Annotated in this window: 20 protein-coding genes and 1 tRNA gene; 7 read left to right on the top strand and 14 right to left on the bottom strand. The window is 66.0% G+C overall.

Annotated elements, in window-relative coordinates; genetic code table 11:
* Nucleotides 1-494 precede the first annotated feature (494 nt).
* Nucleotides 495-941 (bottom strand): ABC-type transport auxiliary lipoprotein family protein, encoded by a 447-nt coding sequence (locus ACLNGM_RS14425; RefSeq protein ID WP_244545874.1) that lies wholly within the window; start codon nt 939-941, stop codon nt 495-497.
* On the opposite strand from ACLNGM_RS14425, the gene ACLNGM_RS14420 reads away from it, so the two are divergent.
* Nucleotides 865-1,170, top strand: a complete 306-nt coding sequence (locus ACLNGM_RS14420) for a hypothetical protein (protein ID WP_416358544.1) — start codon at nt 865-867, stop codon at nt 1,168-1,170. The two genes, ACLNGM_RS14425 and ACLNGM_RS14420, sit on opposite strands and share 77 nt — an antisense overlap.
* Before the next feature lie 61 nt (nt 1,171-1,231).
* On the opposite strand, the gene ACLNGM_RS14415 is transcribed toward ACLNGM_RS14420, so the two are convergent.
* Genes ACLNGM_RS14415 through ACLNGM_RS14405 form a run of 3 tightly spaced genes read right to left on the bottom strand, consistent with a single transcriptional unit; the run spans nt 1,232 to nt 4,900 of the window.
* A complete protein-coding gene (locus ACLNGM_RS14415) occupies nt 1,232-2,899 on the bottom strand; it encodes an MlaD family protein (RefSeq protein WP_090959698.1) in 1,668 nt (555 codons plus the stop codon).
* Entirely contained in the window at nt 2,899-3,729 is an 831-nt protein-coding gene (locus ACLNGM_RS14410; RefSeq protein ID WP_055884406.1) for an ABC transporter ATP-binding protein, read from the bottom strand. Before ACLNGM_RS14410 ends, ACLNGM_RS14415 begins: the two co-directional genes overlap by 1 nt.
* On the bottom strand, nt 3,710-4,900 hold the full coding sequence (locus ACLNGM_RS14405; RefSeq protein WP_416358453.1) for an MlaE family lipid ABC transporter permease subunit: 1,191 nt from the start codon (nt 4,898-4,900) through the stop codon (nt 3,710-3,712). The genes ACLNGM_RS14410 and ACLNGM_RS14405 overlap by 20 nt, the downstream gene beginning before the upstream one ends.
* A gap of 132 nt (nt 4,901-5,032) precedes the next feature.
* Here ACLNGM_RS14405 and dgcA point away from each other — a divergent pair, with 132 nt between their 5' ends.
* Nucleotides 5,033-6,022, top strand: coding sequence for an N-acetyl-D-Glu racemase DgcA (gene dgcA / locus ACLNGM_RS14400; RefSeq protein ID WP_416355448.1), 990 nt, complete (start codon nt 5,033-5,035; stop codon nt 6,020-6,022).
* Between the two features lie 7 nt (nt 6,023-6,029).
* Here the strand turns inward: dgcA and ACLNGM_RS14395 are convergent, their stop codons facing one another.
* Nucleotides 6,030-6,866 carry a UDP-2,3-diacylglucosamine diphosphatase gene (locus ACLNGM_RS14395; RefSeq protein ID WP_416355447.1) on the bottom strand — a complete coding sequence of 279 codons (837 nt, stop codon included), beginning with the start codon at nt 6,864-6,866 and terminating at the stop codon, nt 6,030-6,032.
* Nucleotides 6,867-7,050: 184 nt separating this feature from the next.
* On the opposite strand from ACLNGM_RS14395, the gene ACLNGM_RS14390 reads away from it, so the two are divergent.
* A complete protein-coding gene (locus tag ACLNGM_RS14390) occupies nt 7,051-9,369 on the top strand; it encodes an NADP-dependent malic enzyme (RefSeq protein ID WP_416355446.1) in 2,319 nt (772 codons plus the stop codon).
* Between the two features lie 24 nt (nt 9,370-9,393).
* On the opposite strand, the gene gltX is transcribed toward ACLNGM_RS14390, so the two are convergent.
* Together gltX and ACLNGM_RS14380 are read right to left on the bottom strand one after the other, a co-directional pair.
* Nucleotides 9,394-10,767, bottom strand: a complete 1,374-nt coding sequence (gltX, locus tag ACLNGM_RS14385) for a glutamate--tRNA ligase (RefSeq protein WP_416355445.1) — start codon at nt 10,765-10,767, stop codon at nt 9,394-9,396.
* A gap of 36 nt (nt 10,768-10,803) precedes the next feature.
* The gene (locus ACLNGM_RS14380; RefSeq protein WP_416355444.1) at nt 10,804-11,112 is read right to left on the bottom strand and encodes a hypothetical protein; all 309 of its coding nucleotides are present in this window, start codon (nt 11,110-11,112) and stop codon (nt 10,804-10,806) included.
* A 215-nt stretch (nt 11,113-11,327) separates the two neighbouring features.
* Here ACLNGM_RS14380 and ACLNGM_RS14375 point away from each other — a divergent pair, with 215 nt between their 5' ends.
* Nucleotides 11,328-11,996 (top strand): DedA family protein, encoded by a 669-nt coding sequence (locus ACLNGM_RS14375; RefSeq protein ID WP_416355443.1) that lies wholly within the window; start codon nt 11,328-11,330, stop codon nt 11,994-11,996.
* An 82-nt stretch (nt 11,997-12,078) separates the two neighbouring features.
* Here ACLNGM_RS14375 and ACLNGM_RS14370 read toward each other — a convergent pair whose 3' ends face one another.
* From ACLNGM_RS14370 to rpiA, 5 genes are all read right to left on the bottom strand, one after another.
* A complete protein-coding gene (locus ACLNGM_RS14370; RefSeq protein ID WP_416355442.1) occupies nt 12,079-13,458 on the bottom strand; it encodes a class II 3-deoxy-7-phosphoheptulonate synthase in 1,380 nt (459 codons plus the stop codon).
* 144 nt (nt 13,459-13,602) lie between these two features.
* Complete coding sequence (locus tag ACLNGM_RS14365) at nt 13,603-14,256, bottom strand: gamma-glutamylcyclotransferase family protein (RefSeq protein WP_416355441.1); 654 nt, start codon at nt 14,254-14,256, stop codon at nt 13,603-13,605.
* On the bottom strand, nt 14,249-15,649 hold the full coding sequence (gene gor / locus ACLNGM_RS14360; protein WP_416355440.1) for a glutathione-disulfide reductase: 1,401 nt from the start codon (nt 15,647-15,649) through the stop codon (nt 14,249-14,251). The genes ACLNGM_RS14365 and gor overlap by 8 nt, the downstream gene beginning before the upstream one ends.
* A 77-nt stretch (nt 15,650-15,726) precedes the next feature.
* On the bottom strand, nt 15,727-16,254 hold the full coding sequence (locus ACLNGM_RS14355; RefSeq protein WP_055884374.1) for a DUF2059 domain-containing protein: 528 nt from the start codon (nt 16,252-16,254) through the stop codon (nt 15,727-15,729).
* A 94-nt stretch (nt 16,255-16,348) separates the two neighbouring features.
* Nucleotides 16,349-17,044 carry a ribose-5-phosphate isomerase RpiA gene (rpiA, locus tag ACLNGM_RS14350; protein WP_090959730.1) on the bottom strand — a complete coding sequence of 232 codons (696 nt, stop codon included), beginning with the start codon at nt 17,042-17,044 and terminating at the stop codon, nt 16,349-16,351.
* 224 nt (nt 17,045-17,268) lie between these two features.
* On the opposite strand from rpiA, the gene ACLNGM_RS14345 reads away from it, so the two are divergent.
* Together ACLNGM_RS14345 and ACLNGM_RS14340 are read left to right on the top strand one after the other, a co-directional pair.
* The gene (locus tag ACLNGM_RS14345; RefSeq protein WP_416355439.1) at nt 17,269-18,024 is read left to right on the top strand and encodes an HAD hydrolase-like protein; all 756 of its coding nucleotides are present in this window, start codon (nt 17,269-17,271) and stop codon (nt 18,022-18,024) included.
* 82 nt (nt 18,025-18,106) lie between these two features.
* Nucleotides 18,107-18,181: transfer RNA gene (locus tag ACLNGM_RS14340), tRNA-Val, on the top strand.
* A gap of 61 nt (nt 18,182-18,242) precedes the next feature.
* Here ACLNGM_RS14340 and ACLNGM_RS14335 read toward each other — a convergent pair.
* A complete protein-coding gene (locus tag ACLNGM_RS14335; protein WP_416358452.1) occupies nt 18,243-20,333 on the bottom strand; it encodes an NAD(+) synthase in 2,091 nt (696 codons plus the stop codon).
* Nucleotides 20,334-20,507: 174 nt separating this feature from the next.
* Here ACLNGM_RS14335 and ACLNGM_RS14330 point away from each other — a divergent pair, with 174 nt between their 5' ends.
* Nucleotides 20,508-21,137, top strand: coding sequence for a cysteine hydrolase family protein (locus tag ACLNGM_RS14330; RefSeq protein WP_416355438.1), 630 nt, complete (start codon nt 20,508-20,510; stop codon nt 21,135-21,137).
* Here ACLNGM_RS14330 and ACLNGM_RS14325 read toward each other — a convergent pair.
* Nucleotides 21,122-22,108 (bottom strand): GntR family transcriptional regulator, encoded by a 987-nt coding sequence (locus ACLNGM_RS14325; RefSeq protein WP_416355437.1) that lies wholly within the window; start codon nt 22,106-22,108, stop codon nt 21,122-21,124. The two genes, ACLNGM_RS14330 and ACLNGM_RS14325, sit on opposite strands and share 16 nt — an antisense overlap.
* Between the last annotated feature and the right edge of the window lies 1 nt (nt 22,109).

Here is a 22,109-nt window from a genome sequence, read left to right as displayed (position 1 = left end):
GCCAGTGCCGACCGGACACGAAAGACTAGGAACATGTCCGAATGCCTTGACTGGCCGCCCTGCTCTTCCCACGCCCGTCGCGCGGCCAAGCGCTTTCGCTCTGCAGGGTCCACACTCGTCGCGCACGATGCGACGACATCGCATCCTCGTTATGCCTTGAGAAAATCCGTCATCAGACCCTCGGGCTATCCGACCCGGTCGAACGAGCGCCGATACAACGCAGGCTCATTCCAGAGTGTGGTCGGTTTTGTTTGCGAGACGCCAGTGGTCAGCGCTGCCTCCCGATCTTCATCCACGTGCGAGGCAAAGGCGAGCGTTCGGCGAACGTCCGCAGTTTAAACTGGCCGACGAATTCTTACCAAACCTTCAAAAAAGCCGTCGGCAGGTTCGGCTATAGCATGAGCCTCCGCGGACAGAGTGTGCGTGAGCGAAGGCCAAAGAAAAGCCCGCCGAAGCGGGCTGTTCAAGCTGATGAATTCGCTGGGAAAGCGTGCTCAGACGAGCCGGATCATCCATGCCACGATCTCGTCCGCCACGGAGCCGAAAGCCTGATCCAGCGCGGACACGTAGCCCGAGGGCTGGCCGTTTGCGACCGGCACGTCGGCGCGGAAGATACGAGTGCCGCGAACGACGCCCGTTCGGTCGTTCAAGGCTTTCACGGAAATCTCGACGACGGCCGTGGCCCCGGGCTCGAAAGCGATCTCGAAACGCCGAAGCTCGGTGACGACCTGATAATCGATCGCGAGGCCCTGTCCCGGCACGCCGGCTGCGCCGATGCGGCCCGTGTTCTGGAAGGCCTGCAGGAGGCGCAGTTGCACGAGACGCGGGAGGCGGTCGCTCCACTGACTGTCGGCAAGGTTCTCGATGGTCTGCGGTGTCGGCTTCACGACGATCCGCTGGCTGTCCAACGTCTGGGTTGCGGTGGGCTCCGGCAGGAGGATTTGCGACCGCGTCGAAGCGGACCCGACCGAGGCCGGGCCGGGAGGCGAGAGTTCGAAAGTGGCGGGCGGGGTCTTCAAGGACGCGCAAGACGAGAGCGCGAGCGCTGCCACCATGAGGCCGGACCATCTTGCCGCAGCGTTTCGTGCCATTTCGATCCTCGACGCATGTACTGACGGAAAGCCGAAGCTGGCGCGCTTCCCGCGGGTTTCAAAGTGGCGAAGTGCCTGATGGCAGCGCTTCGCGCGACGTATGTTGCCGGCTGGCCACCCGGCCCGCCGAGGAAGCTCGCCTATCGCCGGACGCGACCGTCGAACTGGCGGACCTCGCCCGATCCGTCGCCGCCATAGATGACGCGGCTCGGATTGTTCGCGAGATCGAGGATGGCCCGCTCGATCCGCGACACCGCCTGCGTCGTCTCGCGGATGAGGTTGCGTGCGTCCTGCAGCCCCTGCCCGGTGAAATTCTGCAGATTCGCCGCGATCGGTCCGACCGAACGCTGGATCGTCTCGGCCGTCGCGCGCACGCTCTGCAGCGTTGCCCTCGCCTCCGCGGTCAGGCCCTGCCCGTCCGGGCTGTTCACGAGGCCGTTCACCGAGTTGATGAGCGTCTGCACCTGGTTCGACGCAACCTTCAGCGCGGCGCTCGTGTCCTCGACGTTGGTGATGATGTCGTTGATGTCCTGGCGGCGTGAATTGATGTTGTCGGCAACGCCGCGCACGGAGTCGGCCGCCGCCGCGATGTTGTTGGTCGCGGACGAAACGTTGTTGACGGCCTGGTTGATGGTCGAGGCGCTGACGGCCGACAGAAGCGTGTCGATCCGGGCGCGGGTACCGTTCAGACCCTCCAGCGCACCGTTCAGGGTCTGCAGCATCGTGTCGGCGCCAGCGACGACCGAACCGACGCGGCCGGACTGGGCGTTGAGCGCATCGGTGAAGCCGGAGACGCTGTTGATCGTCGAGCGCACCTGATCTGGATTGACGGCTGCGGTGATCTGAGAGACGTCGGCGAGCGTCGAGTCGAGGCGCGTCGCCACGCTCGTCGCGGTCTCGGAGATCGGGCCGAGCCGCTGGAGGAAGGCCTGAACGCTCGGAAGATTCTGGGTGATCGTGTCGCCCACCGAGCCAAAGCCGGCGACCGCCGAGGAGACGGACTCGATCGCCCGCGTGAAGTTTCCGGTCTGATCGCGCAGCGACTGCGAAATCGCCGCAACGTTCTGGATCGACTGGTTGACGGCCGCGACGTCGAGCGCGCCGATAAAGTTGCTGGCGCGGCTCATGAGGTCGGGAAGCTGCACCGCGACGTTGTTGGCGCTGCGCGAAAGGTCGGCGAGACTCGCAAGGAAGTCGTCGATCTGGTCGGCGTTGGCGGCGAGGCTGTCGGTGAACGTGCGGACGTTGGTCGACGTCTGCGCGACGTTGTCGGCCGTCGTGCGCACGGCAGGACCGATCGCCTGCACGATGTCCTCGAACTGGCCGAGAATGTTGTTGGCGCGGTCGGCGATGTCGCGCGCGGTGGCGAGGATGTCGGTCACATCCGACGGGTTGGCGGTGATGACCGGCGTCGCGCCCTGCTCCAGCGCCGACTGGATGATGTTGCGGTCGTTGACGTTACCGCCCGTAAGTCCGATGAACCCGATACCGGTGAGGCCCTGGAAGCCGATCGTCGCGGTGGTCGAGGTGGTGACCGGCGTCGTGCGATCGATCTGCGTCGTCGCGATTACGACGCGCGGATTGTTCGGATCGATGCGCAGGTTGGTGACCGAACCGACTGCGAGGCCGTTAAACAGGACCTGGCTGCCCTGGCTAAGACCGGAGACGGAGCCTTCGATGCGCACGAGTAGCGGGACGCGGGAGTCGCGGTCAGACACGTTCGCGGACCAGTAGACGAAGCCGAAGCTTGCCAGGAGCACCGCGACGGTGAACACACCGACGAGGATGTAGTTGGCTCTGGTTTCCATCACTCGTTCCCGCTGAAATACGGATTCTCGTCCTTGGGCACGACGTATCGCGCCCGCTTGCCGTGGAAGTACGACTTCACCCAGTCGTCGTCGAAATCCAGCATGGTCTGAAGCGGCCCTTCCACAAGGACCTTCTTCTTGCCGAGCACCGCGATCCGGTCGCAGGCCTGGAACAGGCTGTCGAGATCGTGCGTCACCATGTAGACCGTCAGCCCGAGCGTGTCGCGAAGCGTCATGATGAGTTCGTCGAAGTCGGCGGCGCCGATCGGATCGAGGCCCGATGTCGGCTCGTCGAGGAAGACGATGTCGGGGTCGAGCGCGAGAGCGCGGGCCAGCGCAGCGCGCTTGATCATGCCGCCGGAGAGCTCGGACGGGTACTTGTCGGCGGCGTCGGCGGCCAGTCCCACAAGATCGATCTTCAGCCGTGCCAGTTCGTCCATGAGCTTGGGCGAGATGTCGAGATACTCGCGCATCGGAACCTGGATATTCTCCAGCACCGTCAGCGACGAGAACAGGGCGCCCTGCTGAAACAAGACGCCCCAGCGCTGCTCGACGCTCAGCCGCGCGGCTTCGTCGGCGCGCTCGTAGTCGACGCCGAACACCTCGATCGTGCCCGACTGCTTGGCGTTGAGGCCGAGAATGGTGCGCAGGAGCACGGACTTGCCGGTGCCCGAGGCACCGACGAAGCCGAGGATCTCGCCGCGACGCACGTCGAGCGACAGGCCGTCCAGAATCGTCTTCGAGCCGAAGCGGACCGTCACATCCTTGGCGCGGATGATGACGTCGTCGTCCCGGTTGCGAGGCGTGGTGTCAGTATCCGATGGCGGCATAGAAGATCGCGAATACGGCATCCAGAAGGATGACCAGGAAGATGGATTTCACGACCGAAGCCGTGACGTGGCGGCCGAGGCTTTCGGCGCTGCCGCCGACTTTGAGCCCTTCGAGCGAGGCGACGACACCGATCACGATCGCCATGAACGGCGCCTTGATCAGGCCGGCGAAGACGGTGCCGATGTCGATCGCGCTGCGCATGCGCGTGATGAAGGCATCGGGCGTTATGCCGGAATAGATCCAGGTGACGACGATGGCGCCGAGGAGGCCGGCGATGTCGGCGATGAAGGCGAGGAGCGGCAGGACGATCGTCAGGGCCACGAGGCGCGGAAAGACGAGGACGCCGATCGGGTTGAGGCCGATCACCTGCAACGCGTCGACCTCTTCGCGCATGCGCATCGAGCCAATCTCGGCGGTGATGGCGCTGCCCGAACGACCGGCGATCATGATCGCGGTCAGGAGTACGCCGATCTCGCGCAGCTGCAGGATGCCGACGAGATCGACGACGAAGATCTCGGCGCCGAAGTTGCGGAGCTGGAAGGCGCCTTGCTGCGCGATCACCGCGCCGATCAGGAAGCTCATCAGCGCGATGATGGGCACAGCGCGCACGCCCATGCGGTCCATCTGGCTGACGATGGCGGCGGGCCGCCAGCTCTGCTTGCCGGTGATGCGCCGACCGGCGCCGTAGAGCGAAGCGCCGACGATGTTGAGGCCCATCATCGTCTCGCGGCCGACGGCGAAGACATTGGCGCCGATCGCGGCGAAGAAATCCGCGATGGCCGAGGTCTTCTTTGTCTTGGTCTCCGGTCGAGGCGTGTCCATCGCCTTGCGCACCGCGCCGAACAGCTTCGTCTCCGCGTCGCCCAACCCCTCGGAGCGCACCTCGGCGCCCTTCTCGGCGAGGGCCCGCTGCAGACGCTCCATCAGAACCGCGCCTGACGTGTCGAGGCGCCCGACCGACGATAGGTCGAAGGTTACGGACTTGCCGAGGTCGGCCTTGCGCGTCTCGTCGACGACGCTTTCAACATGACCGATGGTACGAGCCAGCCAGTCGCCGGAGAAATGGAGGACGACACCGCCCTTGCCCTTCTCCGCCTCGAGCGAAGGCGAGGCGCCGTCGGGGCGACCTTCCTTCTTCGGAGCCCCTTCGGGGTGCGGAGTATCCAGCATGCGATCGCTCGGGTCGTGGGATGGCGGTATAGAAAAAGGCCGTAACACCGCTCGGGCCGGCTCAAGGTCTTAACGCCAGAGTTAGCTTGCGTCGTGTGCGATGCAATGCCCGTTAAGTTTTGCGAAGGAAATATGCCGATGCGTCGTCTTTCGGTCACAGTGGACCGCTTCCCGCTGGCGCGCCGTTTCACCATCGCGCGCGGCTCGAAAACGGAAGCCGCGGTGGTCACCTGCACGTTCGAGGCCGGCGGCTTTCGCGGTCGCGGCGAGTGCGTTCCCTATGCGCGCTATGGCGAGAGCGTCGAGACGGTGTGTACCGCGATCGAGGGCGTGCGCGCGACGCTGGAAGCGGGTGCCGACCGCGCGGCGCTCCAATCGCTTCTGCCGGCGGGTGCCGCCCGCAACGCGGTGGATTGCGCGCTCTGGGACCTCGAAGCCAAGGCTGCGGGGACCAGCGTCGCCCGGCTCCTCGGCATCGGGACGCCGCATCCGATCGACACCGCCTTCACCATCTCGCTCGACCCGCCCGAGGAAATGCACCGGGCCACCGCTGCCGTCGCGAACCGGACCGTCCTCAAGGTGAAGGTCGGCGGGCCGGAGGGCGACGCCGAGCGCATGCGCGCCGTCCGCGCGGCGGCCCCGGCAGCGCGTCTCATCATCGATGCGAACGAAGGCTGGCGCCCCGAGACCATCCGCGACCACATGCTGGTCGCTTCCTCGATCGGAGCCTTCGTCGTGGAGCAGCCGTTGCCGGCCGGTCAGGACGAGATTCTCGCGCGGATGCCGCGCCCGGTGCCGGTGTGCGCCGACGAGTCGGTGCACGGAAGCGACGACCTCGCCGCGCTCGTCGGACGCTACGACTACGTCAACCTGAAGCTCGACAAGACCGGCGGCCTAACCGAAGGGCTGCGGTTCCTGGCGGAGGCGCGGCGGCTCGGGTTCGGCGTGATGGCCGGTTGCATGGTCGGCTCGTCGCTCGGCATGGCGCCCGCGGTTCTCCTGGCGCAGGATGCGGAACTCTGCGACCTCGACGGACCGCTGCTTCTGGCCGAGGACCGGCCGGATGGCCTGCGCTACGACGGCTCGACCGTCGGCGTCCCCCAAGCGGCGCTTTGGGGCTAGCCGGGCATCAGGCGGCGCGGGCTGGCTCCAGTGCGTGGGCATCCTCCAACACAGGCTTCTCCACGATCTGGGGGACCGGCATCTGCGTGCCGGTCCAAGTCAGGAGTTCGAGCGTCCCATCGTTCCGCTCGGCGATGGCGGAGCAGCTTTCGACCCAGTCGCCGCTGTTGACGTAGAGGATGCCCGAACGCTCCGCGATCTGCGGGTGATGGATGTGCCCGCACACCACGCCCTCGCAGCCCATCCGGTCGGCTTCCGCCGCGAGCAACGTCTCGAACGCGCCGATGAAGGACACCGCGTTCTTCACCTTGAGCTTCGCCCAGGACGAGAAGGACCAATAGCCGAAGCCGAAACGGCGGCGGAACCGGTTGAACACGAGGTTGATCGCGATCGCCGCGTCGTAGGCCCAATCGCCGAGATAGGCGATGAGACGCGCGTTGCGGACCACGACGTCGAACTCGTCGCCGTGCATGACGAGAAGCTTGCGGCCGTCCGCCGTCTCGTGGACGTCGGTGAGCCGCACCTCGATCCCGCCGAAGTGCTGGCCGGGAAACCCGCGCAGAAATTCGTCGTGGTTGCCGGGAATGTAGACGATCTGCGTGCCCTTGCGTGCCTTGCGCAGGAACGCCTGAACCACGTCGTTGTGCGACTGCGGCCAGTGCCACGCCCGCTTCAGGCGCCAGCCGTCGACGATGTCGCCGACCAGATAGATCTTCTCGGCGTCGTGGACCGCAAGAAAGGCGAGGAGCTGCTCGGCCTGCGCCGCCTTGGACCCGAGATGGACGTCGGAGATGAAGAGGGTGCGGAAGTGCCGGTGCGTGCCCGGCTGACTCGTCGGCGTCATGGGCTTCGGCCCCTTCGATTGCCAATGCGGGCAAAATCGCCGGTTTGCATTGCATCCATGTGACGGCGCGGCTTCGGGTCGAAGGTTGTTTACCACCTGTCCGGCTGGCATTAGTCGATCGAAGCCCATCGTTGCCGACATGCCTCAGCGCGTCGGCGCGATTCGAAAGACTGGAGAGCCAAGCATGTCGAGCGCCGACGAAACCAGAAACACATCCGCCAAGCGGGATCTGGACGAGCAGGCGCTCTTCTACCACCGCCATCCCAAGCCCGGTAAGCTCGGCGTCCACGCAACCAAGCCGCTCGGCAACCAGCGCGATCTGGCGCTGGCCTACTCGCCGGGCGTCGCCGCGCCCTGCCTCGCGATCGCGGACGATCCGTCGGTGGCAGCGGACTACACCAGCCGTTCCAATCTCGTGGCCGTCGTGTCCAACGGCTCGGCGGTTCTGGGCCTCGGCAATATCGGCCCCCTCGCCTCCAAGCCGGTGATGGAAGGCAAGGCCGTCCTCTTCAAGAAGTTCGCCGACATCGATGTCTTCGACATCGAGATCGACGCGACCAGCATCGATCGCATGGTCGACGTGGTCTCGGCGCTGGAGCCGACTTTCGGCGGCATCAACCTAGAAGACATCAAGGCGCCCGAGTGCTTCGAGGTTGAGGAGCAGCTTCGCGCGAAGATGGGCATTCCCGTCTTCCACGACGATCAGCACGGCACGGCGATCATCGTCTCGGCGGCGGTGCGCAACGCCCTGCTGCTCGCAGGCAAGCGGATTGAGGACGTCCGGATCGTGACCTCCGGCGCGGGAGCGGCTGCGCTCGCGTGCCTGAACCTACTCGTCTCCCTCGGCGCCAAGGTCGAGAACATCATCTGCACCGACAAGGAAGGCGTCGTCTACGAAGGCCGCGAGAAGGGCATGGATCGCTGGATGGCGGTCTATGCGAAGAACACCGAGGCGCGCACGCTAACCGACGTGATCGCAGGCGCCGATATCTTCCTCGGCCTGTCGGCCGGCGGCGTCCTCAAGCCCGAGCTTCTCGAATCGATGGCCGAGAAGCCGCTGATCATGGCGTTGGCCAACCCGACACCGGAGATCATGCCCGACCTCGCGCGGGCCGTCCGCAAGGATGCGATGATCTGCACTGGGCGCTCGGACTTTCCGAACCAGGTGAACAACGTCCTCTGCTTCCCCTACATCTTCCGCGGCGCGCTGGACTGCGGCGCGACCTCGATCAACGAGGAGATGAAGATCGCCGCGGTCGACGCGATCGCGGCGCTCGCTCGCGAGGAAGTGTCGGAAGTCGCGGCCAAGGCCTACGGCTCCGAGACCCCGGTCTTCGGCCCGGAATACCTGATCCCCTCGCCCTTCGATCCTCGACTGATCCTGAAGATCGCCCCGGCGGTGGCTCGCGCGGCCGAGACGACCGGCGTCGCGCTGCGTCCGATCGCGGACTGGGATGCCTATCTCGATCGCCTCAACCGCTTCGTCTACCGCTCCGGCCTCGTGATGAAGCCGATCTTCGCCTTCGCCCGCAATTCCGAGAAGCGGGTGATCTTCTCCGACGGAGAGGACGAGCGCGTGCTTCGCGCGGCGCAGGTGCTCCTCGAGGACAAGGTCTGCCGACCCATCCTGATCGGGCGCCCGAGCGTCATCGAAACGCGGCTTCAGCGGTTCGGACTGCGCATCCGGCCGCACCAGGATTTCGAGGTCGTGAACCCCGAGGACGATCCGCGCTACCGCGACTACGTCGATCACTACTTCTCGAAGGTCGGCCGCCGGGGCGTGAATCCGGACACGGCGCGCGCGCTGGTGCGCACCAACACGACCGTGATCGGTGCGGTCTCGGTCTCGCGCGGTGACGCCGATATCCTGATCTGCGGTCTCGCCGGTCGGTTCTCGCGTCAGATCCGGGATATTCGGCAGATCATCGGCGTGGCGCCGGGGGTCGGTCGCCTCTCAGGGCTCAGCCTCCTGATCTCGCAGAACGCGACCACCTTCTTTGCCGACACCTACGTGCAGGACAGCCCGACGGCCGAAAACCTTGCCGAGATCGCGCAGCTCTCGGCGCGAATGATCGAGCACTTCCGCATCAAGCCGCGTGCCGCGCTCCTGTCGCACTCGAACTTCGGCACGGCCGACACGGCGGACGCCCGCAAGCTGCGCGCGGCGCTGGCTCTGGTGCGCGAGCAGATGCCCGACCTCGAGATCGACGGCGAGATGCACGGCGATACGGCGCTCTCGCGCGAGCTGCGCCAGCGTGTCATGCCGAACTCGACGCTGACCGAGGACGCAAATCTCCTCCTGTTCCCGACGCTCGATGCGGCCAACATCACGATGAACGTCGTGAAGACCATGACCGACGCGCTGCATGTCGGGCCGATCCTTCTTGGCACCGCCAAGCCGGCCCACATCCTGACGCCGTCCGTCACCTCGCGCGGCGTCGTCAATATGGCCGCGATCGCCGTGGCCGAGGCGCTGCAGCGCGACGAGGAAGCGAAGGGCTGAAGACGCTCCTTCAGCCGGCGTCCGTCAGGGACGCCGGCCAGCAGCTCGCTCGGGGCCGATCAACGGTAGGAGATCGGCGAGCTCCGGACCGTGTTCCAGCCCGGTCAGGGCCAGTCGAAGCGGCATGAACAAGGCGCGGCCCTTGCGGCCGGTTGCCGCCTTCAAGCGCTCCGTCCACAGCTTCCACGTTCCGGCATCCCACGGACATTCAGGCAGGAGGTCGAAGGCTTCGCGCGCGAACGCCAGATCGTCCTCCTTGAGAGGGGGCTTCTCGATCGCGGCACCGAACACGATGTCCCGCCACGCCTCGGCGTCTCGCACGCGCTCGCAATTCCGACGGACCGCCATCCAGAACGCCTCGGCCCGATCATCCGGCACGCCGAGGTCGCGCAAGCGATCCGAAACTGCCGCATAAGGCATTGCGTGGACGAGTTCGGCGTTCAGGCGGTGGAGTTCGGCGGGGTCGAACTTCGAACTCGACGCCGACACGTGATTGAAATCGAGGCGCGCCTCCAGAGCCTTCAGGTCCGACATCGCCTCGATCGAGCCAGACAGGCCGGTCAGCACCGCGAGCGACGCGACAGCCATCGGCTCCAGTCCGTCGTCGCGGAGCGACCGAAGCGACAGGGCGCCCGTGCGCTTTGAGAGCCCCTCGCCGTCGATCGTGGTCAGCAGGTTGAAATGCCCGAAGGCGGGCACGGCATGACCGAGCGCCTCGAAGATCGCGATCTGAACGCCCGTGTTGGTGACATGGTCGTCACCCCGCAGGACATGGGTGATCCCCATTTCGCCGTCGTCGACCACTGAGCAGAACGTGTAGAGGTAGGTTCCGTCCTCGCGGATCAGCACCGGATCGGACAGCGAAGCGAGATCGACCGTCTGGCGGCCGCGAACGACGTCGTCCCAGTGGACGTCCGTCCGCTCCGGCTTCAGCGGGTCGCTGGCGAAGTTCGGCAACCGGAAGCGCCAGTGGGGCCGCAGGCCCTCGGCTTCGAGCCTCGAGCGATCCTCGGCCGTCAGCCGCAGCGCCTCGCGACCGTAGACCGGCGGCAACCCGCGCCCCATGCGCCGCTTGCGCATGCGCTCGAGTTCCTCGGCCGTCTCGTAACACGGGTAGAGAGCGCCGCTGTCACGCAGGAGATCGGCCGCCGCATCATAGTGCGACAGGCGATCGCACTGCCGGGCCACCGCATCGGGGCGAATACCGATCCATGCCAGGTCCTCCGCGATCGCCTCGGCATATTCGGCCTTGGAGCGCTCGCGATCGGTGTCGTCGTATCGCAGGAGGAATTGGCCGCCGTGACGCTGCGCAAACAGCCAGTTGAACAGCGCCGGACGCAGGTTGCCGATATGGAGATAGCCCGTCGGGGACGGGGCGAAACGGACGAAGACGGTCATGCATTCCGCGATAAACGTCGCGCGTTCCCGTTGCAATCATGCGGACGCGAACGGAACCGGCCAACCGAGGAGCGCGGCACCGCCGAGCCACAGAGCGAGAATCGCGGCCAGCGCGAGGCAGACCATCCCGACGCCGAGCTGCCGCATGGCATGCCGCCGGTCCGGCTCCATCGCTTCGCCGAACGCCAGCGGACGCGTAGCGCCTCGCCAAGCTTGCGGTTCGCTCGGCCACCGGGCGCCGAGTTCGAGACGAATGCGACGCAGCGCCAGCACGAATCGAACGAGAAACAGCACGCCGACCGCGAAGGCGGCCGCCAGAAGATCGGTGGGGGCCGGTGTTTCCATGCAGATCGTTCCCTGTCCTTTCCGGCCCATACCCCACGATTACGACGGGGAGTGTCGAAGACCGCCAACGCAGGCCCGCGACCGCAGGTCACAACGCCTCACGCAACGGAGAGATGCGCGTCTGACGCTTGCCTCGCAATTGCAAATCGCGCATTCCGCCCGACATAGGACGCGAGGGAGATGCCTCGCACGACGAAGACGCCTGCGGAGACCGCGTGTACGAAATCCTCTCTCTGATCGACCGGTTCGGTCCTGGCATCGTGTTCGCCGGGACGTTCTTCGAAGGTGAGGTCTTCGCCATCATCGGCGGTTTCCTCGCCTATCGCGGGTCGTATCCAATCGAACTGATGGCCACGCTTGCCTTCATCGGGTCGTTCTGCGGCGATCTCGCGGTGTTCCTGTTCTCGCGCTACTTTTCCGACAGCCGCTGGGTCGTGCGCTGGAAGAAGAAGCCGAAGTTCGCCAAGGCCCTGCGCCTCGTCGACCGGTATCAGGCCTATTTCGTGATCGTGAACCGCTATGTCTACGGGCTGCGGATGCCCGGGCTGATCGCGCTCGGCCTATCGTCCATCACGATCCCGCGCTTCCTCGTGCTCAACTTCATTGGCGCCGGCATCTGGGCCGGCCTGTTCACAACGATCGGCTATGTCTTCGGATACTCCATCACTTCGGTCTTCCAGTGGCTGGAGCAGATGGAGCACGGGGTGATGATCGGTCTCGCCGTCCTGTTCGTGCTGCTGGGGCTCTTCTTCGCCTGGCAGCAGGGTGGCTCGGTGATCCGCGACAAGATCCTTTCTCGCGGCCGCGAGGACGGGGCCGGCGAGACCCTCGAGCCGGTCGCCTCCCGCTTTTCGGGACCGAGTGATCGCAAGGCGAAGGACTGAGACGCCGCACACGCCTCCAATCGAAAAGGGCCGGATGCTTTCACATCCGGCCCTTTTCATTGCGCAATCGTCTCGACCCGTCTCAGAAGCCGACGGCCTGCGGCGGCCGGTAGGCTTCCTGCTCCTTCTTGATCCGCTCGGCGGTCAGGAAGGCGAGCTCCAGCGCCTGGTTGGCGTTCAGGCGCGGGTCGCAATGCGTGTGGTAGCGATCCGACAGATCCTCGGCGAGAACCGGACGCGCGCCGCCGGTGCACTCGGTCACGTCCTTACCGGTCATCTCGATATGGATGCCGCCGGCATGCGTGCCCTCGGCACGATGCACATCGAAGAAGGCCTCGACCTCCGACAGGATGCGATCGAACGGCCGCGTCTTGTAGTCGTTCACCGTGATCGTGTTGCCGTGCATCGGATCGCACGACCAGACGACCTTGCGGCCTTCCTTCTGCACGGCGCGGATGAGGCGCGGCAGATGGTCGGCGACCTTGTCGTGACCGAAGCGCGTGATCAGCGTCAGGCGCCCCGCCTCGTTCTGCGGGTTCAGGATGTCGATGAGGCGGATGAGTTCGTCCGCCGACAGCGACGGGCCGCATTTCAGGCCGATCGGGTTCTTGATGCCGCGGCAGTACTCGACATGGGCGTTGTCCGGCTGACGCGTGCGATCGCCGATCCAGATCATGTGGCCCGAGGTCGCGTACCACTCGCCGCTCGTCGAATCGACGCGCGTCAGCGCCTCTTCGTAGCCGAGAAGCAGGGCCTCGTGACTGGTGAAGAAGTCGGTCTCGCGCAGCGATGGATGGCTCTCGGAATTGATGCCGATCGCGCGCATGAAGTTCATCGTCTCGGAGATGCGGTCCGCGAGTTGGCCATAGCGCTCCGCCTGCGGGCTGCCCGACACGAAGCCGAGCATCCACTGATGGACGTTGTCGAGGTTGGCGTAGCCACCCTGCGCGAAGGCGCGAAGGAGGTTCAGCGTCGCGGCGGACTGCCGGTACGCCATCTCCTGCCGCTCGGGCGACGGGATGCGCGAGGCCTCGTCGAAGTCGATGCCGTTGATGATGTCGCCCCGGTAGGACGGCAGCGTCACGCCGCCCTTCGTCTCGTTGCCGGACGAACGGGGCTTGGCGAACTGACCGGCGATCCGGCCGACCTTCACCACAGGCGAGGACGCCGCGAAGGTGAGCACGACGGCCATCTGGAGGAACGCGCGGAAGAAGTCGCGGATGTTGTCCGCGCCGTGCTCGGCGAAGCTTTCGGCGCAGTCGCCGCCCTGAAGCAGGAAGGAACGCCCTTCGGCGACTTCGGCCAGCGCCTTCTTCAGCTTGCGCGCCTCGCCTGCAAAGACGAGCGGCGGAAAGGAGGCCAGACGCTTCTCGGTTTCCGCGAGCGCCGCGAGGTCGGGATACGCCGGCACCTGCCCGATGGGCTTTGCGCGCCAGCTCGACGGGGTCCAATCCTTGGCCATGACATCTCCTCAGCCGATCGTGCGCCCGGTTCCTGTTTCTCGTTCGGGCAGAATGTTCGCGGGCACGGAGGCACCCAGAGCGATCGGTGGCGGCTTACTGACACGAACCCGGCCGTTTGTCACCAAAGGGTTGACGTTGACCGTTCAACCGGGGCCGACGATCCGTGCACCCCGATCGCACACGAGACGATCGAACAGATCCGCTTCGCCGGCGGAGAGAACGACGGATCGCGGATAGCGCGGGGCCGCGCGGTCCGCCACGATCCGGGTCGCGAAGCCTTCGGTTTCCGTGACGAACCGGCGGACGCCGGTCTCGCCGTAGAGCGAGAGAAAACCCTGCAACACGGCGTCGAGATAGGACTGCAGGATGAAGGCGCCGACATCCGCCGCGTCCGGTTCCACCGGCGATGCCTCGTAGATGAACAGCGGCACGTCGGGTGCGGGCGCATCCTCGATCGTGACATGCGAGGGCATCACGACGCGCCTGATGTAACCAGCTTCGCGCTCGTCCACGGCGGGCAGATGGTCGGCGAGGTCGTAGACGACGACGCCCTGCGTCTCGAAACCCTCGGTGGGACGAACGGACAGAAGCGCCGCTTCGGGCGTCCGGCGCGGCATCCAGAAGCGTCGCCAGCCCGTCACGCTCGCCCGGCGGATGCCGAGAAATTTCGTGCGCAGGGTGGCCCGGTTCACCAGCGAGCCATAGCCGAAGTAGGCGACGATCCGCCCCTCCGCGGCGAGCGCAGCAAGGTTCGGATCGTCGGGATGAACGGAGCCGCCGAGCGGCAGCTCACCCATCGACGCGCTGCCCGCTTCGAAGCCGATAGCTCGGCTCGTAGAGAGTCACCAGTTCTTCGGCTGCACTCGGATGCAGCGCCATCGTGCGGTCGAAGACATCCTTAGTCAGGCGGCCCTTCACGCAGACGCCGAGGATCTGCACCGTCTCGGCCGAATCCGGACCGAAGAGATGCGCCCCGACGACCCGGCGCGACGCGCCGTCGACGAGAAGCTTCATCAGCGTCCGGTCCTGCCGGCCCGACACCGTGTTTCGCATCGGGCGGAACGTCGTGCGGTAGACCTCCACCTCGTCGAACGCCTTGGCCGCTTCCGCCTCGGTCAGACCGACCGTGCCGATCTCTGGCTGCGAGAAGACGGCGGTCGGAATGTCGTCGAGATCGGGCTTCGTCGGTCGATCGCGATAGACGGTGTCGACGAAGCACATGGCCTCGTGGATCGCCACCGGCGTCAGCTGGACGCGATTGGTGATGTCGCCCAGCGCCCAGATATTGTCGGCCGTCGTCTTCGAGTAGTCGTCGACCTTCACCGCGCCCTTCTCGTCGAGCTCGACACCGGCCTTCTCGCAACCGAGATCGATCGTGTTCGGCATGCGCCCAACCGCAAGCATCACCTCGTCCGCGTCCAAAAGCCCGCCGCCCTTGAGGTGGGCCTGAAAGCGGCCGTCCGCCTTCTGGTCGACCTGCACGATCGTCTCCTCGGTCAGGACGCGGATGCCCTTGGCGACCATCGACGCTTGTAGCGCGTCGCGCAGGTCGTCGTCGAAGCCCTGCAGCACTCTCTGGCCGCGATAGACCAGGGTGACTTCGGATCCGAGGCCGTTGAAGATGTGAGCGAACTCGATGGCGATGTAGCCACCTCCGAGGATCACGATCTTCTGCGGCAGGCGCTTCAAATGAAACGCCTCGTTCGAGGTGATGCAGTGCTCGGCGCCGGGAAGGCCCGGGAAGGGATTGGCGCGACCGCCCGCAGCCAGAACGATGCGTTCGGCGGTGACGACCTTGTCGGTGGCGAGAAGCCGGATCTCATGCGGGCTTTCGAGAACGGCCCGAGACTTCAGGATCTCCGCGCCGGCATTCTCGACGTTGCGGGCGTAGATCGCCTCGAGGCGCTCGATCTCCCGGTCCTTGGCGGCGATGAGTTCGGACCAGTCGAAGCTCGGCTCACCGAGGGTCCAGCCGAAGCCCTTGGCGTCCTCGAAGTCCTCGGCGAAGTGCGAGGCGTAGACCATCAGCTTCTTGGGAACGCAGCCGCGGATGACGCAGGTGCCGCCGAAACGATATTCTTCCGCGATCGCGACCTTATGGCCGAGCGCTGCCGTCTTCCGGGCGGCCCGGACGCCGCCGGATCCTCCACCGATCACGAAAAGATCGAAATCGTATCCGCCAGACGCCATGATCGCTCCTGTTTCCATGGAAAAGGGCGGCTCGTGGCCGCCCCTTGCATTCGATTATAGGGCCTTGGCTCGAGCCGTCACTGCGTCGAGGTGGCCTGCGCCGGCGGAGCGAGCTTGGCCGCGCCGTTGATCGAGGCGTTGCGCAGATCGCGCACGATGCCGCTTGCCCAGACGTCGGCCGCCGACATCATCTCGCGCGAGGCGGTGGGGCCCTGCGCCAAAAGCTTCTTGCCGGCTTCGCCCTGATAGAACTCGGCGATCTCGCGCAGCTCCTGCTCGGTGAAGAGCTTGGCATAGATGCGCGCGATCTCGTTCTCGAGGTCGCCGCGACGAGGGGCGAGCTTCAGCGCCTCGTCATCGACCATGTTCGAGATCTCGGACTGGAGGTTCGGATTATTGACGATCAGCTCCGCCTTGATCTGCGTCGCCGCGTTCAGGAGGATCTGGTCGAATTGCTCGGTGGTGTCGAGAGCGTCCACAGCCTGACGCGCAGCCGCGATGTGCGAAGGGCTGGCGTCCTGTGCGAAGGCCGGAGCCACGGACAGGCCGAGCAGCGCGACGGACACGCACAGTCCGCGACGCAGTGTTTCGCTAGGAAGCTTCAAGTTCCCACTCCATTGATCTCGATGGGGCTATTGCGGCCCAAGTGCCAAACTCTGAATTGCGCCGCAAGCCCTGCCAGGCTTTCGCGAGGGTCCGTCAGCGCGGCGCGACGTGTTCGATCCCGTCCGGTCCAGCCAGGATCGCCGCGCTCGCCAGCCCCAGGAACAGCCCATGCTCAACCACGCCCGGAATCGCATGAAGGGCGGCCGAAAGCGCTTCTGGATCGGGAATACGGCCAAAAGATGCGTCCACGATGAGGTGTCCCCCGTCCGTGACGAAGGGGCTTTCGCCGACCTTACGAAGCGATAGGTCGCCGGTCAGTCCGAGAAGCTGCCCGGCCTTTTCGATCGCGATCAGCGAGGCGACGATGCCGAAGCCGTTGACCTCGACGGGTAGCGGAAAGGCGCCGAGCGTCTCCACCTTCTTCGAAGCGTCGGCGATGACCAGCATCCGGGCCGAGGCGGCCGCAACGATCTTCTCGCGAAGGAGCGCGCCGCCACCACCTTTCACGAGGCGAAGCTGAGGGTCCATCTCGTCCGCGCCGTCGATCGTCAGGTCGAGTTCGGGGATCTCTTCGAGCGTTGCAAGGGGAATGCCAAGGTCGCGGCACAGCGCCGCGGTTCGCTCGGACGTCGGCACTCCGACGATCCGCAGCCCCTCCTTCACGCGGACGGCGAGCGCGCGTACGAAGGCCTCCGCCGTGGAGCCCGTGCCGATGCCGAGGCGCATCCCGGTCTCGACCTCGGCCGCAGCCGCCTGCCCGACCTTCTCCTTCAACGATGCCGCGTCCATGACTGCCTTCCTGATCGTCTGCATCGGTCGGCTCTAACCGATCGCCGCGCGAGGTCAAAGCCGAACGGCACGGAGGCGATGCAACTCTTTGTTGGTGAATCCAGGCTTAACCTGTGACCCCAATGTTTCAGAGCGTCAGCAAATCCGCCGATCTGCGGGTCCGATGTCGCTCCGGAGCGTTGGCTCGCTTGACCGATCACCGAAGGTCCCCAAAGTCCGACTCGATGAGTGTTGTCCGTTCCGTTCCCCTCGCCCGCCCGGTCACCGGCTCGCCGGCACGCAGAACTCCGGCGAAGCACGAGCGGGCGCTGGACGGTGCGACCGTCGTGTTCGACCTCGACGGCACGCTGGTCGACACGGCGCCCGATCTGACCGGCGCGCTGAACCATTGCCTCGCCTCGGCCGGTCTTTCCGCGACGACGCTGGAAAGCGTCAGGCCGCAGGCCGGCCACGGTGCCAGGGCGATGCTGACGGCCGCGTACATGCGGGCCGACCGGCCGCTGGGCGATGCTGAACTCACCAAGCAGACCGCACGGTTCCTCGCCTATTACGGCGACCATATCGCCGTGTCCTCGACGCTCTTTCCGGGTGCTCTCGCAACGCTCGATCGCATGGCCGACGCCGGTGCGACGCTCGCGGTGTGCACCAACAAGACCGAGGCGCTGGCCATTCGGCTGCTGCGCGAGCTTCGCCTCGCCGACCGGTTCGCCGCCATCTGCGGCGCCGACACGTTCATCGCCCGCAAGCCCGATCCGGTCCACCTGTCCGGCACGATCGCGCTGGCCGGCGGCCGGATCGACTGCGCCGTGATGATCGGCGACACGGATACGGATATCGAGGCGGCCAAGCGGCTCGGCCTGCCCTCCATTCTCCTCGGCTTCGGCTATGACGCCGACCGGATCGCACGGGAGAAGGCGACGACGGTCGTCTCGCATTTCGACGAGATCGACGTCGCGCTGGTCGACCGGTTGATCCGCTGATCGACCCCGTTTGGCGGATTGACGAGGCCGGCTCGGGCGACTATAGGCAGTCTCGTTCGCAGCCGGCAACGCCCGGCGCGACGGGCGATTAGCTCAGCGGGAGAGCACTGCATTCACACTGCAGGGGTCACTGGTTCAATCCCAGTATCGCCCACCATTTCCGAACGAACATGAAGCGCCGATGACGATGGGCCGGGTTTGACCGGCCCTTTTCGCGTTCACGAGTTCCAGCCGGGCTCTTGTGTCGGAATCGCCGCAAGATCGGCCGTCCAGGCATGCGGGACGGCGTCGGACGGTGCGCGCCAGTCTCCACGCGGAGACAGGCTGCCGCCTGCGGAAACCTTCGGGCCGTTCGGCATCGCCGTCCGCTTGAACTGCGCCGTCTGGAAGAATCGGATCAGGAACTTCTCCAGCCAGCGACGAATCGTCGGGAGGTCGTAGGCGTTCTTCCCGGCGTCCGGAAAGTTCGCAGGCCAGCGTCCAGCCGACGCGTCGCGCCAAGCATGCCAGGCCAGGAACGCGACCTTGGCGGGCGGTTGGCCGTAGCGCATTGTATGGAACAGGAAGAAGTCGTTGAGCTCGTAGGGGCCGATCTTGGCCTGTGTGCTCTGGATCGCACCCGACGCGTCGGCCGGCACGAGTTCCGGCGAGATTTCGGTCGAGAGAATCGCCGTCAGCACCCGGCCCGTCGCCTCGTCGAACTGGCCGCTCGCGACCGTCCAGCGGATCAGGTACTGGATCAGCGTCTTCGGCACCCCGGCGTTGACGTTGTAGTGGCTCATCTGGTCGCCGACGCCGTACGTGCACCAGCCGAGCGCCAGTTCCGACAGGTCGCCCGTCCCAATCACGAAGCCGCTGCGCTGGTTGGCGAGACGAAACAGGAAATCGGTGCGAAGGCCCGCCTGCACGTTCTCGAACGTGATGTCGTAGACAGGCTCCCCCTTCGAAAAGGCATGTCCCATGTCGCCGAGCATCTGGCGGGCGGCCGGCTTGATGTCGATCTCGGCCGCTTCGATGCCAAGCGCTCGCATCAGCGTCCAGGCGTTGGCCTTGGTGTCGTCGCCCGTCGCAAAGCCAGGCATCGTGAAGCCGAGGATCGCGGTGCGCGGAAGCCCGAGCCAGTCGCAGGCCTTGGCGGCCACGATCAGCGCATGGGTGGAATCGAGCCCGCCGGATACACCGATGACCATGCGGTCGCCGGGCGTCGATTCGAAGCGTTTCACCAGCCCGTGCACCTGGATGTTGAAGGCTTCGTAGCAGTCCGCATCCAGCCGATCTTGAGCGTTCGGCACGTAGGGAAAGCGCCGCAACGGGCGACGGAGGCCAAGGTCTCGGAAGCTCGGCCGGTGCTCGAAGCGGATGCGCCGGAATTCCCGCTCGGGATGCCCTTCGAACGCCGCGGCATCGTTGAACGTCGGCGTTCGCAAGCGCTCCAGCCGCACGCGCTGCAGATCGACGTCCGCGACCGTCAGTTGCGGCTCGCGGGCGAAGCGCTCCGATTCGACGAGGAGATCGCCGAGTTCGTAGATGACCGCCTGCCCGTCCCAAGACAGGTCGTTGGTGCTCTCGCCCGCACCGGCCGCAGAGTACATGTAGGCCGCCATGCAGCGCATCGCATGTGCCGACGTCAGAACGTGTCGATCCGCCGATTTGCCGACGACGATCGGTGACGCCGAAAGGTTGCAGAGGAGAAGCGCGCCGGCCAGCGCACCCCGGATCGAGGGCGGGTTCGGAGCCCAGTAGTCCTCGCAGATCTCGATATGGAAGATGAAGTCGCGGAGGTCCTCGGCCTCGAACAGGAGGTCCGTTCCGAACGGCACCACGTCACCGGCGATCGTCAAATCCTCGCCGACGATCCCATGGCCGGACGCGAACCAGCGCTTCTCGTAGTACTCGCGATAATTCGGTAGGAAAACCTTCGGCACGACGCCGAGGATGCGCCCGCGTGAGAGAGCGACCGCGCAGTTGTAGAGCCGCCCGTTGCGTCGGATCGGAGCCCCGACGAGGAGAACGGACGGGAGGTCGGCGGTCTCGTCCCGAATGCGTCCGAGCGCCTCCTCGACGCGATCGAGCAAAGCGTCCTGAAGGTGGAGATCGTCGATCGCGTAGGCCGACAGGGAGAGCTCCGGATAGACGAGAAGATCGACGCCCTCGCCTGCCGCACGCCGAGCCTCCGCCAGGATCGCGTCCGCGTTGGCGACTGGGTCCGCCACGTGGACGCGCGGCGTCGAGACCGCGACGCGCACAAAGCCGTGCGTGTGCAGCGACGCGAAGCGCCGCGCTCGCTCTTCGGGTTGGGTCGGCGACAGGGCCACGGGCAAGCTCCGATGTTCAGGCGCGACCAGTGGGTGTCGGCCTCGGCAGAGAGGTTAAGTCCGATTCGCAGGCCGCGTTCCAGAGGTCGCCGCCCCTTAGCCGCCTCCCTGTTTCGCCGGGAACTGCGGGGTTGCGGCGCGCGTCCTTCCCAGAAGAAGGACTGCACCATGACCGACGATCTCAAGCTTCGACACGGACCGATCGGGCCGAACTGCGTGCATCTCTGCGTCGACATGCAGCGCATGTTCGCGGAGGACACGGAGTGGCGCACCCCATGGATGGAGCGTGTCCTGCCGCGGGTCGTGGCTCTCTGCGAGGCAGCGCCGGACCGGACCATCTTCACGCGCTTCATTCCGGCGGACAGGCCGGGACAGGGCGAAGGCACGTGGCGGCGCTATTACCAAAGCTGGCAATCCATGACGGTCGAGCGGATGGGCGCCGAGATGGTCGACCTTCTCCCCGCGCTCGCGCGGTTTCACCCGCCAGCGGAAATCATCGACAAGACCGTCTACTCGCCCTGGTGTGAGCCGGATCTCGACCGGAGGCTTCAGGCGCGGAACGTCGATACGCTGATCGTTTCAGGCGGCGAAACCGATGTCTGCGTTCTCGGCACGGTGCTTGGCGGCGTCGATCGCGGATACCGCGTGATCGTCGTCATCGATGCGCTCTGCTCCTCGTCGGACGAGATGCACGATGCGATGCTGGCGGTCTATCGTCGGCGCTACGGACAGCAGATCGAGACGGTCCTGACCGAGAGCGCCATCGCCGAATGGACCGGCGTTCAACCTTCGATATAGCTGGCCCGGACGTCGGCTCCGGGCATCGCCTGGAATGCGTGAAGGCGATCGAGGGCCTTGTCGCGCGCCAGAACGAGGTGGCGCTTCATCTCGACGGCCGCTGGTGCGCCTTCGCCCCGGCGCAGACATTCGATCACCGAGAGATGCTCGTCCACGAAGCGATCGACGGTCGCCGTCGGGCCGATGGCGCGCTGGACGTGCTTGCCGGACAAAAGCACCGTCCGGCTGCGCCGCAGCGCCTCCGTGATCTCCGGATTGGCGGCGTAACCGAGGCAGGTCACGTGCAGATCGGTTTCGAGCTGATCGAGCGTTGCGGCTTCGGTTGAGGTCCATGCGGCGGCGGCCATGCGATGCCGCTCCTCGATCTCGGCAAGGGGCGCGTCAGGGATGCGCCCAGCGGCCTGTGCGATTGCGACGGGTTCGAGGAGCATCCGCAGTTCGTAGAACTGCTCGATCCGCTCGGCGCCGAGTTCCCGGATCACCCAGCGGGAGTTATCGCCCTTTTCGAGGATGCCCGCCGCCTGCGCCCGAAGCAGAATGTCGTGGGCAACCGACCGCCCGATCTGCAAATGACGCGAGAGGGCCAGTTCGTTGACGCGCGAGGGGCCGCGAAGCGAGCGCAGGATCAACTCGCGCTCGACACCGTAATAGAGAGCGTCGGCCGGGCGCGCATGCACGAGGCCGATCGTGTCCGCGCAAAGGCCGAGCATGGCAGGCGTGACCTCGACCCGGCTCGGTGCTTCCTGCCCGACGAGAAACCCGCGGCCGTCGAACCGGCTCACGAGCCCGTCCGCCTCCAGACGGCCGAGCGCCTGACGCACTGGCGAACGACCCGCGCCGAACAGCCGTGCCAGCGGAACCTCGGACAGCACGGTTCCCTGCGGCACGCGCTCCGCCTCCAGTGCTGCGCGAAGGATCTCGGCGATCCGCTCGTAGGTCGAGCGCCGGGCGCCCGACTCGGCCGGCTCCACC

Origin of the sequence: Aureimonas phyllosphaerae, assembly GCF_047943035.1 — a bacterium.
In the GTDB taxonomy this organism is placed as follows: domain Bacteria; phylum Pseudomonadota; class Alphaproteobacteria; order Rhizobiales; family Rhizobiaceae; genus Aureimonas; species Aureimonas phyllosphaerae.
Note: the sequence above shows the minus strand (reverse complement) of the source record. Positions and strands in the feature narration are given on the sequence as shown.

Excerpts from the sequence above, each read along its gene's own strand:
- ACLNGM_RS14420 (WP_416358544.1), top strand. The coding sequence starts at position 865 with ATGGTCTGCGGTGTCGGCTTCACGACGATCCGCTGGCTGTCCAACGTC.
- ACLNGM_RS14415 (WP_090959698.1), bottom strand. The coding sequence starts at position 2,899 with ATGGAAACCAGAGCCAACTACATCCTCGTCGGTGTGTTCACCGTCGCG.
- ACLNGM_RS14410 (WP_055884406.1), bottom strand. The coding sequence starts at position 3,729 with ATGCCGCCATCGGATACTGACACCACGCCTCGCAACCGGGACGACGAC.
- ACLNGM_RS14405 (WP_416358453.1), bottom strand. The coding sequence starts at position 4,900 with ATGCTGGATACTCCGCACCCCGAAGGGGCTCCGAAGAAGGAAGGTCGC.
- dgcA (WP_416355448.1), top strand. The coding sequence starts at position 5,033 with ATGCCGATGCGTCGTCTTTCGGTCACAGTGGACCGCTTCCCGCTGGCG.
- ACLNGM_RS14395 (WP_416355447.1), bottom strand. The coding sequence starts at position 6,866 with ATGACGCCGACGAGTCAGCCGGGCACGCACCGGCACTTCCGCACCCTC.
- ACLNGM_RS14390 (WP_416355446.1), top strand. The coding sequence starts at position 7,051 with ATGTCGAGCGCCGACGAAACCAGAAACACATCCGCCAAGCGGGATCTG.
- gltX (WP_416355445.1), bottom strand. The coding sequence starts at position 10,767 with ATGACCGTCTTCGTCCGTTTCGCCCCGTCCCCGACGGGCTATCTCCAT.
- ACLNGM_RS14380 (WP_416355444.1), bottom strand. The coding sequence starts at position 11,112 with ATGGAAACACCGGCCCCCACCGATCTTCTGGCGGCCGCCTTCGCGGTC.
- ACLNGM_RS14370 (WP_416355442.1), bottom strand. The coding sequence starts at position 13,458 with ATGGCCAAGGATTGGACCCCGTCGAGCTGGCGCGCAAAGCCCATCGGG.
- ACLNGM_RS14365 (WP_416355441.1), bottom strand. The coding sequence starts at position 14,256 with ATGGGTGAGCTGCCGCTCGGCGGCTCCGTTCATCCCGACGATCCGAAC.
- gor (WP_416355440.1), bottom strand. The coding sequence starts at position 15,649 with ATGGCGTCTGGCGGATACGATTTCGATCTTTTCGTGATCGGTGGAGGA.
- rpiA (WP_090959730.1), bottom strand. The coding sequence starts at position 17,044 with ATGGACGCGGCATCGTTGAAGGAGAAGGTCGGGCAGGCGGCTGCGGCC.
- ACLNGM_RS14345 (WP_416355439.1), top strand. The coding sequence starts at position 17,269 with ATGAGTGTTGTCCGTTCCGTTCCCCTCGCCCGCCCGGTCACCGGCTCG.
- ACLNGM_RS14330 (WP_416355438.1), top strand. The coding sequence starts at position 20,508 with ATGACCGACGATCTCAAGCTTCGACACGGACCGATCGGGCCGAACTGC.